This window comes from Enterococcus sp. DIV1682a (assembly GCF_051711005.1).
Taxonomy (GTDB): Bacteria; Bacillota; Bacilli; order Lactobacillales; family Enterococcaceae; genus Enterococcus_B; species Enterococcus_B hirae.
Window position 1 is genome coordinate 2,454,770 of sequence record NZ_JBIOLT010000001.1, and the last position, 17,317, is coordinate 2,472,086.

Here is a 17,317-nt window from a genome sequence, read left to right on the forward strand (position 1 = left end):
TTCAATTCAAAAAAATAAGCTAGTGTCCAATCAATTGATTGGTCGCTAGCTTATTTTTGCTGATCAAGGCATCTTGTCAGTGGCTTAATTCAATTTCAATACTTCTCCAGGACTGAAGAAATAGCTGTCCATCGTCATCCCATTCAATGATAAAAGCTTATCAACTGGTATTCCTGTACGTTCCGCAATCTGGTTGGGACCTTCTCCTTGTTGAACGACAGTAGTAGCAGCTTGCTCATTTGAAGTAGCACTTGCTGTCTGTCCTTCGGTTCCTTGGGTAGCTTGACTGGAAGATTGTGTCGTTGAGTCAGTCGTCTGAGAAACACTAGTTTCCGTTTCACTAGTTGTTTGACTGCTTGACGTTTCTGCTTGTAACGAAGCACTTGTTCGGAGATAGATATCAGAAATTTTAGCTACTTGTTCCGTATAATCTGCTGAAAGTTGGTTGATCCAATTTGCAAGATCTACGCCTTCTTTGGTTGGTGCTGCTTGATACGTTGCTTGTAATTTGCTGATCCCTTCATCAGAAATAGCTTGTAGCGCTCGAGCCTTTTGATTAGCAATCGCAGACAACCCCATCACACCGTTTTGATTGTTCTGAATCTCAGCTTGGTATTCTTCGATCAAACGAGGTGTTTGTTCTTCCAATTTCTTTGTATAATCTGTCATAATCGTTTGTAACTGATCCGTCAGTGTGCCTGTTTTCGATTCTTGAGTCGAACTTGCAGTTTCTTTATTTTTTGGTTTCGTTGTGGAAGAGGCTTTTTTTGTGGTAGTTTCGCTTGTTTTTGCGACCGAACTTTCTGCACTCGAACTATTCTTTCCATGGAAATAAAGAGCTGTAACAGCACCTATAAGGACTAAGCAAACGGCAACAGCCGAACCAATTTTGATCAATCGGCGTTGCGTTTCTTTTTTCTGTTGTTGTCTACGAGCCATTCGGACATTGACTCTTTGCTCGTTTTCTTCGTTCATTTCTTTCACCACCCATTAGTATATAAAATAGCGTTCTCAATCCTACTTTAATCCCATTGTAGCAAATAATCATCATTCTGAACATTTTAAACTGTGTTATTTATAAACAAAACTCACCATTTTTGATGATTCCAGGATTCTCCATCGATTTCTCCTTGTAATTGGACTTTTCGTTCTGAAATTTCCAGTAAAAGTTTTTTTGTTTCATGCAACACAGCTTTTGTTTCATAATCTACCGATGTACTTAATTCTTCCAATTGTCGTACAAACCATTCTTCCGCCATTTTATTGCTCCTTTAATTCTTGTAAGATAAATGTGAGGTCTTCAATCTCTTCTTTTTCATTCTCTAAATAGTCGATTAAGAATGCTTGCTTGGTCTGATCTAGTTGTTGTAAAGAATGATTGCTGCTTAGTCGCTCAATAAACCAGTTTATTCGCTGGATCAAGGTCGGTTTGCCTACTAATGTCAGGTATTGTTGATACGCCACTAAACGCTCCCAACGCTTTTCTTCTGTTTGATACATGAATTGCGCCATCACAAATGGAGGTAAAAAAGTCATTTCAAACTTGTGGGCAATCCGCTGATACGGTCTTAATAATTCAGAAATGGTATATTCTTCTTTCCCGCCTGCTTGATATTCTTTTTCAGAAACGCCAGTTGTTACGACAACCCCTAATTCTTTGCCTCTAAGAATTTCGTCAGCGTGTTCCAATACAGTGTCCTCCCATAGTTTTAAATGAGCTGGCGCACTATACCAATACAAAGGGAATTGGAAGATGATCCGGTCATGTGTTTTTAATAATTCAAGTTCTGTATCACGATCAATCGTCCAATCTGGATAATGTTTTTCCAAATGATGCCAAGTAACCGTTAAATTTTCAGTTGCTTCTTTGAAAAACTGTTGGTTCAATGATGTCTCAATCGTAGGATGACTAACGATAATCAAAGTTCTCATTTCTTGACTCCTCTTCATTCTTGCTATTTCCTAGTTTAGCACAGAACACAAAATGTCATTAGTCTCCTGCCTTATGGTTAGGTAGACCAGGAAACAATCTCTTGTTCTTCTAATTCTTTCTTCAAAGCACCTAATGAAAGGTTTTTGGACGCTTCATTTTTCATCCGTTTCCGATAATTTGTTGCTGTTTCTCCAGTTGTCTTTTTGAACATTCGGCTAAATACAACTAAACTATTAAAACCAACTTGATAAGCGATACTCTCTACTGAATCATCAGTCAACGATAATAAAAATGCTGCTCGGTTGATTCGCACGCCAATCAAATATTCTTTGATACTCGTTCCTAATTGATTTTTAAAGACTCTTGATAGATGACTCCGGTTGACTGACAGTTGTCGAGCAATTTCCTCTACTGTTAAATTTTCTGGATAGTGTTCTTCAATATACTTCACTGTCTCGATTGCTAGTGGCGAAGAAACCTTTTGATTTCCCAAACCGATTTTCCCACCATCTTTTAGTAATACGGATAAAAAGCGATAAGTCAAAGCCGTCAATTCTAATTCATCTGCTAAACCGTCTTGTGAATAATGAAGACAGTCCAAAATAATATCTATATATGCCGAAATACCTGCAGAAACCATTGTATACTGATCTTCTTTGAATAAGGAACGTTCAATGATCTCTTTCGCTAATGGCCCTCCAAAAGACAACCAACAGTAGACCCAAGGCTCTTCACCATCTGCTAAATAAAAAGTAGAATCCCCTGGCCGGATCAAAAACAGATCCCCTTTTTGCAATTGATATTGCTGTTCTTTCACATGGTAAGTTCCTTTACCTTCCATCACGACATGTAACACATAATCTTGTCTGATTGCTGGACCGAAAGAATGATATGGCAAAGTTTTTGAAAATCCACAAAAGTCAAAATAACACCCTTTAGCTAATTCTTGACGTTCTTTTTTTAAAAATATTGCTTGCTCCATCGCTCTCACTCCTTTGTTTTTACTTTACTCTTCTTGTTCTACAACGTGCAACAAAAAGTTAAATATTAGTCACAAAAATATATTCATCAGGAAGCGTTTTCTTGATAAAGTCAATAGTAGAAAAAGAACTTTTTTTATTTATTGTAACCGTTTAACTTTTTATTGTATATTTAACAAAGAAGGGATTAGATACTATGAAGAACAAAATGATACAACGGGTTTCTTATGCTTTAGGCGCATTCGGTCATGATACTTTTTATGTTACTCTCAGCACTTATTTTATGGTTTTTGTAACAAGCGAGATGTTTGCAGGTACAGATAAAGCAACTACTGCTCGAATGATCGCTACGGTGACCAGTTTAGTCGTTGGTATTCGTTTGATTGAAATCGTTTTCGATCCATTGATTGGCGGGATTATTGATAATACTCGAACAAAATATGGAAAATTTAAACCATGGCTGGTCATTGGTGGTTTAGTTAGTTCATTCCTTTTGATTTTTCTTTTTACTAATTTCTTTGGCCTTGCTACTCACAATACAACTTTGTTTATCATCCTTTTTACCATTGTTTTTGTATTATTAGATAGTTTTTATTCATTTAAAGATATTGCTTTTTGGTCAATGATTCCAGCTTTAAGTACTGAAACCAAAGAAAGAGAAAAATTCGCGACTTTTGCTCGATTCGGTTCTTCCTTAGGAGCAAACGGGACTACTTTGGTCGTCGTACCAATCGTCACATTTTTCACTTATTTAGTTACTGCTCATCATGTTGAAGGCGCTTCAGGTTGGTTCTGGTTCGGTGTGATTACCGCTGTGATCTCTGGAGGAACTGCAATTATTACAGCTTTAGGAACAAAAGAAGTCGACACGGCGATTCGTCAACAAAATGAAAAAGCAAGTATCAAAGATGTCTTCAAAGCAATTGCCCAAAATGACCAATTAATGTGGTTAGCACTTTCTTATATTGCTTATGCTATTGCCAATGTAGCAACAACTGCCGTTTTATTCTACTTTTTCAAATATGTCTTAGGTCAACCAACTCAATTCTGGATTGTCGGTTTAGTAGCAGCTTTACTTGGACTAGTCGCTGTGCCTTTATTCCCTGCTTTGACACGATTGATTTCCAGACGTTATGTCTATATCGGCGGCATTGCGATGATGATCAGTTCTTACTTCTTCTTCTCTATCGCAGGCACTAGCTTACCGATCGTGATCGTTGGACTTGTTTTATTTTACTTCCCACAACAGTTGATCTTTTTATCTGCCTTGATGACGATTACTGATTCTGTGGAATATGGACAATGGAAAAATGGGATTCGTAACGAAGCTGTGACTTTATCGATTCGCCCACTGCTCGATAAAATTGCAGGTGCTTTATCTAATGGGATCGTTGGGTTTGTCGCAATCGCAGCTGGTATGACTGGAAATGCTTCTGCTGCTGATATTACCAATCATGGGATCATGACTTTTAAAGCGTATGCATTTTATGTTCCTGCAGCATTGATGTTCTTTTCTGCCATCATTTTTGCTTGGAAGATCACTTTGACAGAGAAAAAACATGCGCAAATCGTCAAAGAACTAGAAAATAAATTAGCTTCACATGAAGAACTCGCATCTGAATTAGAAGATGACTTTATCATTCCACAACATTAAGAAAGGAATTATATTATGACGATTACAGAAAAAGACTTTGGTCAGGGGTACCATTTGATTACATTATCCAATACTCACGGACTTAAATTAGCCGTCACTGACTTAGGTGCACGGATCGTTCAACTAACTGCTAATGATCGGAAATTAATTTTAGGGTTTGACTCCGCACAAGAATATTTGACAAAAGATGCTTATATCGGAGCAACGATCGGACGAACAGCAGGTAGGATTGAAAAAGGCCAATTTTCTTTGAATGATCAAACCTATCAATTGAGTGTCGATCCTCAGACAGGGCATTCACTTCATGGAGGTACACCAGGATTTGAACAGAAAAAATGGACGTATCAACTAAGTGAAACAGACAAAGAAAGCTCAGTCACATTTACTACTACCAGTCCCGACGGAGAACATGGTTTTCCTGGAAATCTATCCGTAGAAGTTTGTTATACTTTGACAGAAGACAACATTTGGCGTGTTAGAACGCAAGCAATCAGTGATCAGGATACGCTTTTCAATCCGACCAACCACGTGTATTTTAATTTAAGTGGCGATGTAGAAGAATCAATTGATCAACATACACTTTGGCTAGACAGTGAGTCTTTCGCTCCATTACGACCTGATAGTATACCAACTGGCGAAAAAGCGAGTGTTGCTCAAACACCTTTTGATTTTCAAACACCTCAAAAATTAGCCACCGTCTTTACAAGTCAATTTGAACAAAAACAACTTGTTGATGGGATCGATCATCCTTTCTTTTTAAATAACCCAGGTATGAATCATGTATCGGCTTATTTATTAAGTCCCGATGAACAAATCAAAGTAAGCATCATGACCGATTCACCTAGTGTTGTGATCTTCACTGCTAACTTTGGGCAAGATACCCCAGAAATGCATGGAAAGAAACTAGCCAACCACGGTGGTATCACGTTTGAGACTCAAATCGCTCCCGGAGCAGAACAGTATCCAGCTTTTGGAAATATTCATTTAGCAGCACACACACCATTTGAAACAACTACAGAATTTAAAATCGACACAAGAGAGGGTATCTAACTATGGAAATCAAACGCAGTTTAAATACAAAATTCGCAGAAATCTTTGGACCTAAAAAAACCACACAATATTTTTCTCCAGGCAGAATCAACTTGATTGGTGAACATACAGATTATAACGGTGGTCATGTTTTCCCTGCCTCCATCACTTATGGCACACAAGGAGTTGCCGCACCTCGTGAGGATAATAAAGTATTGGTCTACTCAACAAACTTTGAAGACGACGGTGTCATCAGCTTTACTTTAGACCAACTTGATTACGACAAACAAGCAGGATGGGCAAACTATGTCAAAGGTATGATCGTTAAACTAAACGAAGCAGGCTACCCAATTGAACATGGTTTTGAACTCTTAGTTGAAGGGACGATCCCTAATGGTGCAGGACTTTCAAGTAGCGCTTCCTTAGAATTGTTAGTCGGTGTTGCCTTAGAAGACTTATTCCATTTATCCATTGATCGACTTGAATTAGTTCAAATTGGTAAAAAAGTAGAAAATGAATTTATCGGTGTCAACTCAGGGATCATGGACCAATTTGCGATTGGCTTTGGCGAATTAGACAAAGCTATTCTACTTGATACAAATACGTTAAAATATGAAATGGTTCCAGTAAAATTAGATGGCTATGCAGTAGTAATCATGAATACAAATAAACGTCGTGAATTAGCTGATTCTAAATATAATGAACGACGTAGTGAATGTGAAGAAGCACTAAAACGTCTCCAACAAAAATTAGCTATTCAAGCATTAGGTGATTTAGACGAAGAAACATTTGAAGCAAACATTGATTTGATTGGTGATGACACATTGATTCGTCGTGCTCGTCATGCAGTTACTGAAAACCAACGAACATTAGAAGCTAAAGCTGAACTGGTACAAGGAAACTTGGCTGCTTTTGGTCAATTATTAAATGCCTCACACGATTCGTTGAGACATGATTATGAAGTAACTGGTATCGAGCTTGATACATTAGTCGATGCAGCTCAAAAACAAGAAGGTGTTCTAGGCGCCCGTATGACAGGAGCTGGCTTCGGTGGCTGTGCGATCGCATTAGTCAAAGAAGAAAATATCCCTAACTTTAAAAACAAGGTTTATGATGAATACTTAGACGTCGTTGGCTACGCCCCAGAATTTTATGTGGCACACATCGGCAATGGTACTACAAAGATTATGGAAGAAAGTGTTTCAGCTTAATCCAATGAAAGAAATGTAAGGTAGTTCAACGTTACGTTTCAAAAGAATAAAGCAAAAGTAAGATCGTCACTTTTCAAAAAAACAAATAATCATGAAATGCTACCTGAAAATAAGTGTCAAAATAAAGACTGACCGCCAAAAGTTCATTTAAACAACTTTTGGCGGTCGGTCTTTTTGCAGCTAATTTCCTCACCATATCCATTTCAATAAAACATCTGCTATTATTGAAATAAATACGCATGATCCGTTTGATCTTCGATTCGTTTTTGCCATTCAGGATCATGTTTTGGTACAGTGGCTATTTCTTTAAATTTGTATGGTCCTAATTCAAAAAACTGTTGAAGGATCTGATTCACTTGCTCAAATAAAGCTGGACGCTCCATCCTATTTTTGACGGTCAGTTGCTGATCAGCTGTACAAAAAGTCACATTCCCTAATTCGTCAGAAACATTGATCGTCTTGCCCGCTCTACTCAACTGGCGAACTTCTCCTAACATTTCATAGATGTCCTCACCTTCATATCCTTCTAGTAGTGCTAGACTGTCAACTAACGAACTCACAGTCAAATCAGCAATGATTGCTGTTTTCGTTCCTAATTGCAGCGAATAGATCGCAGCATCTACGATACCACAGGCATTACAACCACCTTCTGTTAACTCACTTTTTCTAGTGATTTGTACTTCCATCATTTCTGGCTCACCTTCTTCCTATTATAGCTCTGTTTTTTATTCTTCGCGTTCTTTGCTCTTCTTTTCTTCATTTCCAAGCGAGCAGCTTCTCGCAGACAACGTACATGACAATTGACATAAGTTAACACTACTTCATCTGACTCTTGTTCAAATCCCCAAAAAGACATATTCATCCTTCCATTTCTTTTTTGAATGTGTATGGTACAAAAATATTGTGCAACTTCTCTGACAAATAAGAAAAATTTTGGCTTATTTCATAGAGTTGACACTTGAATACCATCTATGTATTTTTAGAAGTATTGATAGGCATCTCCAACATCTATCAGACAAATTATTTTCTATAGCATAAGAAAAAATAAAATTTACGTCAATATAAACAAGCAACTATAAAAAAATAAAATGCTCTTATTTATTTTAATTATGAGGTAAATAACTAAAACCCACAGAAATCCACATAGGACTTTTGTGGGTTTCAGCTATTTAGATCAGATAAAAGAAACAGAAGCTATCTCTTGATAATCAACGCATTCTTGTCTCGAACACTTATGACAATTTTTCAACTAGTTCCTCTAATTCATTTAATCGTTGTTCAAACTTAGTCATAGCTGATTCGATATAATCAGCTTTTGTCATGTCGACGCCTGCTTTTTTCATGACTTCAACTGGGTAATCACTATTTCCTGATTTCAAATAAGTAAGGTATTTTTCTAGAGCATCTGGCTCTTGACCCCAAATTTTCTGCGCCAAAGCAGAGGCAGCTGAAAATCCTGTTGCATATTGATAAACATAATAATTATAGTAGAAATGTGGGATACGAGACCATTCATATTTGATTTCCGGATCTTTTTCTACCGCTGATCCATAATATTTGGCATTCAATTCCCCATAACTGTCGCTTAGATATTCACTGGTCAAAGGTACACCTTTGGCATCTTCTTCATGCATGAAATGCTCAAATTCTGCAAATTGTGTTTGTCTGAAAATCGTTCCTTTGAATCCATCAAGATAATGATTCAAGACATATGCACGAACACGTGGATCTTGTTCAGTTTCAAGCAAGTATTCTGTCAAAATATTTTCATTAGTTGTTGAAGCAATCTCTGCTAAGAAAATGGAATAATCACCGTAAACAAACGGTTGGTTTGAACGAGTAAAGTAACTATGCACACTATGTCCCATTTCATGTACGAGCGTAAATAATTGATCCAACGTATCATGCCAGTTCATTAAAATATAAGGATTGGTATCATAGCTTCCTGAAGAATAAGCGCCACTTCGTTTCCCTTTATTTTCGACCACATCGATCCAACGGTCAGCAAAAGCTTTTTCTACCACTGACAGATATTCTTCCCCCATTGGTGCCAAAGCTTCCAAAGCTTTCTGTTTCGCTTCTTCGTAAGTGAACTTGATAGGAGCTTCTCCTAATACTGGTGTATATAGATCATACATATGCAGTTTTTCTACATTTAAAAGACGTTTGCGTAATTCCATATAGCGATGCAATAGCGGAAGATTTTTATTGACTACTTCAATCAATGTATCATAAACACTTTCTGGGATATGATTGTTGCTCAAAGAAGCTTCTCTAGCAGAATGATAATGGCGAATTTTTGCTTTGTAATTGTGCCCTTTGATATGGGTACTCAAAGTTGAAGCAAACGTATTTTTAAATTGATCATAGACACGATAAAGCCCTTTGAATGCAGCTTCTCTAACTGTACGATCTGTGCTTTCCATCAATTGACCATAGACACCATGAGAAAGCTGGATTTTTTTCCCATCTTCTCCCACGATCGTAGGAAACTCTAGATCGGCATTGTTTAAAACAGCAAATGTATCACTGGAAGCGCCAAAAATTTCTCCTGCTCCAGCTAGTAATGATTCTTGTTCTGCAGATAATATATGCGCACGATTATCCACCATTTGTTTTACGTAATGACGATACAGTTCTAACTTCGGCTCTTGCTCAAAATACTGCCAAATCTGCTCATCCGAAAGTTGAAGGACTTCTGGTTCATACCAAGAGACTGCTTCACTTACTTTAGAAAATAAACTTCCTGCTCTCGCATATAACGCTTGATAAGTCGTATTTGCTGTATCTTGGTCATTTTTTAAATGAGCATAGACATAAATGAGTTCCACTTTTCGGTAAACATCTAAAACAAATTCAAGCGCATTCAGAAATTCTGGCGCACCCTTTGCTAATGTTCCTTTATATTGATCGGAATTTTTTAATTCTTCTGTTAATTCTTGGTATTTTTCATCAAATTCTTGATCGCTAGAAAAGATTTTGGTGAGATCCCAAGTCAGTTCTTCAGGCAATTCTTCTCGTTTTGGTAATTGGGTCGTTTCACTCATTTAATACACTCCTTTATTGTTTTCACTCTTTTTTTCTAATTCATATTGAAAATAGAAAAATGAATAAGCCTACTAAAATCAGCTACTCTTAATTAGTGTATCATAATTTATTTCTGTTTGACATCAAGAATATCTCCTCACACTCCTGGTAAAGCAATTGGAAAATCTTTTTCTTATCAACCATTGGATAAAGCCAAGTTGTTTTATTTGGTTCAATTTTTTGGAGCCAATTGAGATACTTCCATTGTTGGCTTCTGCCTGCTTGTTCACTGATGATTTCTTCAAATAAAAGACGATAAAAGAAAACTTTTTCTTGAAAATAAAAAAAAATCGACTTTCTGCGTACATCCACGGAGATAAATAAAGTAAATGTTTTTTTCTAAGATAGAATTGTTTTTGTAAATGAACGTATTTAGACTGACGATAGTATAATTTTTTTTGTAACCATTTTTGACAGCCAACATTAGTAAGAACTTTTTGCCGATTTTGATTCTCCATCTGTTTTTCTAATAGACTTACAGGAGATTCACTAAAGAAAGGCCAGCTGATTGTTTCATTGGTTACTGTTCCAGAAAATAGTTCTGCCAAATGATAAAACAAATATAATCTTTTTTCCAGCCAATCGATTTTCCATAAATGAGTGCCCATGGTGTCATTGTACATACAAAAGTACTTTTCTCTCGTTTTTAAACGATCATTTTTGAAAAAAGCAGATCCTAAGATCCACCAAACACGATAGTTTTTGCTTAGATATCCTTTTGTTCGTTCTTTCATCCGTTCATAAGCGAGAACTGAACACTGAATTTCTATGGCTAGATCCCCGCAAAGGATATCTGGTCTTTGTCGAAGGGCTGGTAAATAGGCTTCTAAGACAGGCGGATGAGTAACAAATTGTCTACACCACTCAAAAAAATATTTTTTGAGTTGGAGATGCTCCGTTGTTTCTTTCTCACTAAAACCAAAGCAATCCTGTAAATTTTTGTGAGCAAAATGTGCTGTTTTTTGCTGCCCAGTTTTTAATATCACTGGTTCCTTACAAGCTGGGCAGAAAAGACTTTGCCGTTTCGTACATGTTGTAGCCAGAAATCTTTTTCCATGTTTATCGATTGCAACCATCATAAATTAGCTGACCCCCTTCTAAAAGAAAATACGTCAAAAAAAGAACCTGATCATTTTCATTGATCAGATTCTTCAAATTGTTTCTTTGATTATTTGCTGCTTACGCAAAATAAAATTTTGTACGTTCCAAAGCATTTCGTTCCATAAGTAATTGCGCATATTCGTTCAATGTTTCAATGGTCCGATCGCTTCTTTCTGCAAACTCTAAAATTCGAGCTACTTCATTAGCGACATCTGTTTGGTTTAAATCTTCCATCCAAAAATGTACGGCTAAATAGTAGATACCATCTAGTAAATACAAATCTGTCCAGGCTGATTCCAACTCGACATCATTGGCTAGTTGAATCATTTGTTCAAAGTCTTCAAAAGCAAAAATCGCTTGGTGTTCTGTTTCATCGGAAATGCGTTCAGTCGTTTCTTCTTCATTATTTAAGATTTGTTGCTGGATAAATTCAGTTACATCATCAGAATCTAAAGAGTCTTCGTCTTCTTGGAGCATTTCTTCATTCGGTAAGTTTTTACTAATAAAAAGTTCTAAACCGTCTCCTTTAGGAAGCACTTGAAATGTAACAGCTTCGCTACTGCGGAACTCATCTTCAATATCAACTTCTTCTAAAATACTGTAGAAAAAATTTTCGATCTCTCTATGGTTACCAAGCAAGTCTAAAAATGAGACGCCTCGCTCTTCTAAATCTTCATGACCGATCATTACTCGGATCGTATTTTCATTAATATGTTCCATTTCCATCTGGCTACACCTCACTTTGCCACAACTATCAATATAACTTCATTGTAGCGAAATAAGCTTAAATGTAAAGAAAAAAAATTACCATTTAAAATCAAAATAAGTTTTTAATTTAACCTTGACATCATTTTTTTCACTTAGCAAAACGTAAAAAAGAGCTTAGGACAAAAAGCCACTCCTAATGCGAGAACGAATAAACGGCATTCAAAAAGTAATCCTTAACAATAAATCGAATTTTTGATACCAAGTATTTTGGTCTTCTCAAATCTTGCTATCACCCAAAGAGTAAAATTCCTTTGCATGTTACATCTAGTTATATGTACTTTCTATTCTGGTAAAAAAAAACTTAGAAAAACTACAAAAATAGTTTTTCTAAGTTAACGTTTATTTTCTATAATCCAGCCATTAATTGTGCTTGACGCAATTCCAATTGACGTACATCACGTGGTAAGAAACGACGGATTTCATCTTCATTGAAACCAACTTGTAGGCGTTTGTCATCGATCATAATCGGACGACGCAACAATCCAGGGTTATTTTGAACGAGTTCTAACAGTTCTTGCAATGGTAAATCATCAAGATCCATGTTTAGTTTTTGGAAAACTTTTGAACGTGTTGAAATAATTTCTTCTGTGCCATCTTCAGTCATTTGTAAGATTGCCTTTAATTCTGAACTATTTAATGGTTCAGAAAAGATATTTCGTTCAACAAATGGAATTTGATGTTCTTGTAACCACGCACGGGCCTTTCTACAGGAAGTACAACTTGGGGAAGTATATAGTGTTAACAACGTGCACCACTCCTTTTCATGACTAATGTCACTTTTTTGTAACAGAAGATCATTATAATCTTCCATCTGTTTCTATTATACATAATCAACTTTTAAATAGCTAGCTTTTTTCATAATATTTTATCAAAAAAATGAAAGTTATCTAAGATTTATATTCCGTAAAACCAACGCTTTACGTTTAGTTAGCAATTAAAAAATGAGAGTTTTCAAATTTAATTCAAATATAACCCGCCATTGAAACAGGCTTTAAAGTTGTACTATTATTTTATTACTCACCCCACAAAAAAACGGTTTCTTTGAAAAAATTATGTTTTTTATTTCTGTCTGGTTTATTTTGTTTGCTATTACAACAGTCCTTTTAATTGAACCTAACCCTTATTTTGTCCGCTAATTAAGCACCCTTTTATATTACAATGGTTATAAAATGAAAATCACTACAAAACGCCTTATCGTCATCATTAAGTGTTATTTTATATTTTAATCATTTTCGTTTTTCTGTATTAAAAAAAACATTCTTTATCAAGTAAAATAGGATTATTCTATTAAAATTAGTCAGAATTTCGTTTCATTGAGGATTAATTTATTCATCAGATAATCAAATGATATTCAATTTTACTATTTTAGTGAAAAAAACTGAAACTTAAAAAGCTTATTCTGTCAAGAAAAGCGAAATATAGTAATAAAAACCTTTATTTAACAACGTTTTAACCGGTATTTTTCTGATACAATAGTCGAGGATTTATGAAAAAAATGATGAAAACCGAAAGGCGTGTAGAATTTGATTAAGTCAGTTGTTTTTGACGTTGATGATACGATGTACGATCAACAACAGCCATTTAGAAATGCGGTAAAAAAAGTAGTGCCGCTTGTTTCAGATATAGATATGGGACCATTATATCTCCGGTTCCGTCATCACAGTGATGAAAATTTCCCTAAAGTGATGGCAGGAAAATGGACCTTGGAGTATATGCGTGCACATCGAATCAGCCAATCACTAAAAGACTTAGATTATCCACATATTACTGAAGAAGAAGGTCTTTATTTCCAACAAGTTTATGAAGAAGAATTAGATAATATCTGTCTTCATGAGGAAGTAAAGAAAACATTGGACTTCTTGACTGAAATGAATATCCCTCTCGGAATCATTACCAATGGTCCCACCGATCATCAAACCAAAAAATTGAATCAACTTCAATTAGCAAACTGGATTCCTTCACAGCATATGATCGTTTCGCAAGCAACAGGATTTCAGAAACCAGAAAAAGAGATTTTTCAACTTGCTGAAGAACGTTTCAATCTAACTGCAGAAGAAACTCTATATGTAGGCGATAACTACGACAATGACGTATTAGGTGCTAAAAGAGCTGGTTGGCAAGCGCTTTGGTTTAACCATCGTGAACGAAAAGTTGATGGTCCATTGAACTGTGATATCGAAATCACCTCATTTGATCAATTATTAGAAACGATGAAAGTAATTTTCAGCTAAAGCATCCATGCACAGCTCCTAGCAAAACAAATAACTAAAAAACTCTCGAAACATAATCTTGTTTCGAGAGTTTTTTATTATTGAGTCTTAAGATTTAATTATTTTTTGTTTCAAAATTTTTAGTCTTCCAGGTCTCCGACACTCAGAATCATCCGGATATCATCTTCCGTTAATTTGGTTAATTGGTCTTCATTTCCTTGGATGACTTTTTGGAATAACTCTCTTTTTTCTTGTTGTAACGAATCCATCCGCTCTTCAATCGTTCCTTCTGCAATCATGCGCCAAACTTCGACCACATTTTTTTGTCCGATACGGTGCGCACGTCCTGCCGCTTGTTCTTCAATGGCTGGGTTCCACCATAAATCATACAGAATTACCGTGTCTGCTCCCGTTAAGTTGAGTCCGGTTCCGCCAGCTTTCAATGAAATCAAAAAGACATCTCGTTCTCCTTCATTGAATGCATCTACCATCGTTAAACGATCTTGCGGTTTGGTGCTTCCTCTTAAGTAAAAAGTAGAAATTCCTAATTCTGCTAGTTCTTCTTGTAAGATGGTCAACATACCTGTAAATTGAGAAAACAACAGAACCCGCCGATTGTTTTCTTTGGCTGCGACCAGTAGATCTTTGACTTGTTCTAGCTTTCCTGAGCCACTTTCATAATCCTCCAAGAATAATCTTGGATCACAGCAAATTTGGCGTAATCGTGTCAAACCAGCTAGAATACCGATGCGATTCTTTTTAAAAGCTTCTGAGTCCATAGTAGAAATCTCTTCTCGCATCTGACGTAAATAAGCCAAGTACACGGTTTTTTGCTCTTCTGTCAATGCAGAATAAAGATTCATCTCGGTTTTTTCTGGTAGATCGCTTAACACGGTTTGCTTATCCCTTCGTAACACAAACGGACGAATCATTCGGGCAATTTCTTCAGGTGCCAGCTCTCTAAAGCGGGTCTTATTCGGGAAAAATCCCGGCATAATCGTCGCAAAGAGCGACCATAGTTCTTCCAGATTATTCTCAATTGGCGTCCCACTTAAGGCAAAACGTTGCGGTACACTTAATTCTCGTAGCGCTTGAGCTGTTTTGGTACTACTATTTTTAACCATCTGAGCCTCATCAAGGATCAAATAATTAATCGCATGTTTTTGATAATCTGCTAAATCTTGTCTTAAACTAGCATAAGAAGTGACTCTGATATCTGCCTTACGAGCTAATAGTTCTTCTCGTTCCTTTTTATTCCCGTTGATTACTTGGATGCTCAAAGAAGGAGCAAATTTTTTCACTTCTGCTTGCCAGTTATAGATCAAACTAGCAGGAGCGACGATCAAAGCAGAGAGTTCGCCTTTTTCTTCTTTTTCTGAAAGCAAATAGGCAATTGTCTGAAGGGTTTTTCCTAGACCCATTTCATCTGCTAAAATTCCGCCAAACTGGTAATTTCCCAGCATTTTCAACCATCGAAATCCTTGTTTTTGGTAATCACGCAATTCAGCTTGTAGACCTGCTGGCAAGGATACTTGATATTGTTCAGGTTGTATTAGATCTTGGATCATTTTTTGATAGGAGTCACCAAAAGTTGCTGAACTTCCTGCTAACTTATCTTGAATGATCAATCCTTGGTTTTTAGGCACATGGATCGTTCCAGATTCTGAACGGATCGATTCACGGAATTGTTGCAAGATTTGACTTGTTTGCTGAAACTCTTCGGAATCAAAGGACAATACTTGCCCATTTTCTAACGTATAGAAAGCATCATTTCGCAACAAACTTTGTAAGACCTGATTGATTTCTTGTTCCTCAATCCCAGTCACATCAAAACGAATATCTAACCATGAACTGGTTTCTTCCACTTCGATCTTCGGTTGATGTCGATGTGCATCTAAATACAATTCCCGAAGTTTTTTCCCAAGGCGGACCTCACCAAACTGACGAAAAACGGCTAACTCCGTACGGAAAAAAGTATACAACTCTTCTCCTGTTGGCAATAAACGTTCATAGCCTGTATCATTTCGTTGGTAGCGATACATTTTGAACAAGTCTAATACACGTTGTTCTTGGGCTTTGTCTCTTAACACTTCAGAAGCATTTTCAGCAATAACTTCATGTTTTTTATCTGTTGAAAAAACGACTTCATCATAGACAAAATCAACACGAGCCTGGATCTTGCCTTTTGATTTTCTAAAGAAGAAAATAAATTCCACTGGCACGTCAGCAACTTCTGCTTTCACTTCATCCGCTATGCTCACTTGACCAATTTCAGATAGCAATGGAATGATTTCTTTGAATAATGAGGATAGTTCTTGCTTAAGAAACAATACTTCTGGTTTCTCAAATCTTCTCATAAGCTGTTTCCAAGTTAAATAGACTGCTTGTTGACGTTTTGTTAATGAATAAAAAGTTCCTTGGATCATTCCCCATTGATAGTGAGTAAAGAACAACTCAAAGTCATTCAGTGCGCTTAATTGATAGGTCTCTTCTTTTTTTGTTACTTCAAATTCTAAGGAAGGCTCATTATCAGAAAATCGAACCCCTTGATAATTCACTTCTCCGATCTTCATTTGGAGTTTTGTCGTTTGGTTCATCTGTTCTAACAATGTTTTTGCTTGTTCGATCGGTAATAACAAATAACGTTTATCTAATTTCCCTTTGACTTGTAGGCCGTTTGCACCTAAAAGAAGTTGCGTTTGGGCACACTCAGCTAACGTTTTTAAGATTACTTGATCTTCTCCTTGAAAAGCTCGTTGATCTAGATGGAACTGGTATTGTTTATTCACAGTGTAGCGTTCATTTTCCATATAGGAATGTAAAAAATCAAAAATGTTTTTAACGATATACGTTTTCTTTGGCTGATCTAAATAACCAATCCGCAAATAAACGGCTAAAATAGCTAATTCCGGATGATAATGATTGGTCTCAATCGTTTCTACTTGATATTCCACAATTAATGGTTGCGTCCGTGGTGAATGGTTTTTGACAGTTAGTCTTGAAAAACCTTTCGTTAAAATTTCACCTTCGCTACTTTTTTTGACTGGTTCTAACGTAGGTTGATCTGCCTTGATTATTCGTGAAAGATTCTTAGAGCGCAAGTACAGTTCGACTGCCACTGTATGCTTACAATAATGATGTTCTTCCCAATAAGGGCATTGGCAGAAATCGACTTCTTTGGCTGTCCCATCTAAATCGACCATATACAATTCACTGCCTAAGACTTCCGCATGCCAAACTTTTTCTTCTTGGTCAGGGACAACCGATAATACCCGTCCTTCTTGCAGATATTGACGTCCTCTTGCAATGACTTTTTCTGGAATGCTCCATTTCATCAGTTAATC

General features: G+C 36.5%; 14 protein-coding genes. 4 read left to right on the forward strand and 10 right to left on the reverse strand.

What is annotated here, in order from left to right; translation table 11 throughout:
* Nucleotides 1-84: 84 nt before the first annotated feature.
* The 4 genes from IGJ23_RS11260 to IGJ23_RS11275 all read right to left on the reverse strand — a co-directional run bounded on the left by IGJ23_RS11260 (nt 85) and on the right by IGJ23_RS11275 (nt 2,915).
* Nucleotides 85-975 (reverse strand): LysM peptidoglycan-binding domain-containing protein, encoded by an 891-nt coding sequence (locus tag IGJ23_RS11260; protein WP_438774971.1) that lies wholly within the window; start codon nt 973-975, stop codon nt 85-87.
* A 113-nt stretch (nt 976-1,088) separates the two neighbouring features.
* Nucleotides 1,089-1,259 carry a hypothetical protein gene (locus IGJ23_RS11265; RefSeq protein ID WP_010720855.1) on the reverse strand — a complete coding sequence of 57 codons (171 nt, stop codon included), beginning with the start codon at nt 1,257-1,259 and terminating at the stop codon, nt 1,089-1,091.
* 1 nt (nt 1,260) lies between these two features.
* Complete coding sequence (locus IGJ23_RS11270) at nt 1,261-1,932, reverse strand: NAD(P)H-dependent oxidoreductase (protein WP_063627533.1); 672 nt, start codon at nt 1,930-1,932, stop codon at nt 1,261-1,263.
* Between the two features lie 77 nt (nt 1,933-2,009).
* A complete protein-coding gene (locus IGJ23_RS11275) occupies nt 2,010-2,915 on the reverse strand; it encodes an AraC family transcriptional regulator (RefSeq protein WP_034699918.1) in 906 nt (301 codons plus the stop codon).
* Between the two features lie 194 nt (nt 2,916-3,109).
* Here IGJ23_RS11275 and IGJ23_RS11280 point away from each other — a divergent pair, with 194 nt between their 5' ends.
* The 3 genes from IGJ23_RS11280 to IGJ23_RS11290 are packed head-to-tail and all read left to right on the forward strand — an operon-like array spanning nt 3,110 to nt 6,807.
* Nucleotides 3,110-4,567, forward strand: a complete 1,458-nt coding sequence (locus IGJ23_RS11280; protein WP_034699920.1) for a glycoside-pentoside-hexuronide (GPH):cation symporter — start codon at nt 3,110-3,112, stop codon at nt 4,565-4,567.
* Nucleotides 4,568-4,582: 15 nt separating this feature from the next.
* On the forward strand, nt 4,583-5,617 hold the full coding sequence (locus IGJ23_RS11285; RefSeq protein WP_438774972.1) for an aldose epimerase family protein: 1,035 nt from the start codon (nt 4,583-4,585) through the stop codon (nt 5,615-5,617).
* 2 nt (nt 5,618-5,619) lie between these two features.
* Nucleotides 5,620-6,807: a galactokinase gene (locus IGJ23_RS11290; protein ID WP_010720860.1), complete on the forward strand. Its 1,188-nt coding sequence runs from the start codon at nt 5,620-5,622 to the stop codon at nt 6,805-6,807.
* Between the two features lie 221 nt (nt 6,808-7,028).
* Here IGJ23_RS11290 and IGJ23_RS11295 read toward each other — a convergent pair whose 3' ends face one another.
* The 5 genes from IGJ23_RS11295 to spxA all read right to left on the reverse strand — a co-directional run bounded on the left by IGJ23_RS11295 (nt 7,029) and on the right by spxA (nt 12,508).
* A complete protein-coding gene (locus tag IGJ23_RS11295) occupies nt 7,029-7,496 on the reverse strand; it encodes a DUF4809 family protein (protein WP_438774973.1) in 468 nt (155 codons plus the stop codon).
* Between the two features lie 543 nt (nt 7,497-8,039).
* Nucleotides 8,040-9,854, reverse strand: coding sequence for an oligoendopeptidase F (gene pepF / locus IGJ23_RS11300; protein ID WP_438774974.1), 1,815 nt, complete (start codon nt 9,852-9,854; stop codon nt 8,040-8,042).
* A 123-nt stretch (nt 9,855-9,977) separates the two neighbouring features.
* Complete coding sequence (locus IGJ23_RS11305) at nt 9,978-10,973, reverse strand: competence protein CoiA (protein WP_438774975.1); 996 nt, start codon at nt 10,971-10,973, stop codon at nt 9,978-9,980.
* Nucleotides 10,974-11,073: 100 nt separating this feature from the next.
* Nucleotides 11,074-11,721: an adaptor protein MecA gene (locus tag IGJ23_RS11310; protein WP_010720865.1), complete on the reverse strand. Its 648-nt coding sequence runs from the start codon at nt 11,719-11,721 to the stop codon at nt 11,074-11,076.
* A 388-nt stretch (nt 11,722-12,109) separates the two neighbouring features.
* Nucleotides 12,110-12,508: a transcriptional regulator SpxA gene (spxA, locus tag IGJ23_RS11315; protein ID WP_002296384.1), complete on the reverse strand. Its 399-nt coding sequence runs from the start codon at nt 12,506-12,508 to the stop codon at nt 12,110-12,112.
* Nucleotides 12,509-13,286: 778 nt separating this feature from the next.
* Between spxA and IGJ23_RS11320 the strand changes: the two genes are divergently transcribed.
* Complete coding sequence (locus IGJ23_RS11320; protein ID WP_010720866.1) at nt 13,287-13,994, forward strand: HAD family hydrolase; 708 nt, start codon at nt 13,287-13,289, stop codon at nt 13,992-13,994.
* 119 nt (nt 13,995-14,113) lie between these two features.
* Here IGJ23_RS11320 and IGJ23_RS11325 read toward each other — a convergent pair whose 3' ends face one another.
* The gene (locus tag IGJ23_RS11325; RefSeq protein WP_438774976.1) at nt 14,114-17,308 is read right to left on the reverse strand and encodes a DEAD/DEAH box helicase; all 3,195 of its coding nucleotides are present in this window, start codon (nt 17,306-17,308) and stop codon (nt 14,114-14,116) included.
* Nucleotides 17,309-17,317 lie beyond the last annotated feature (9 nt).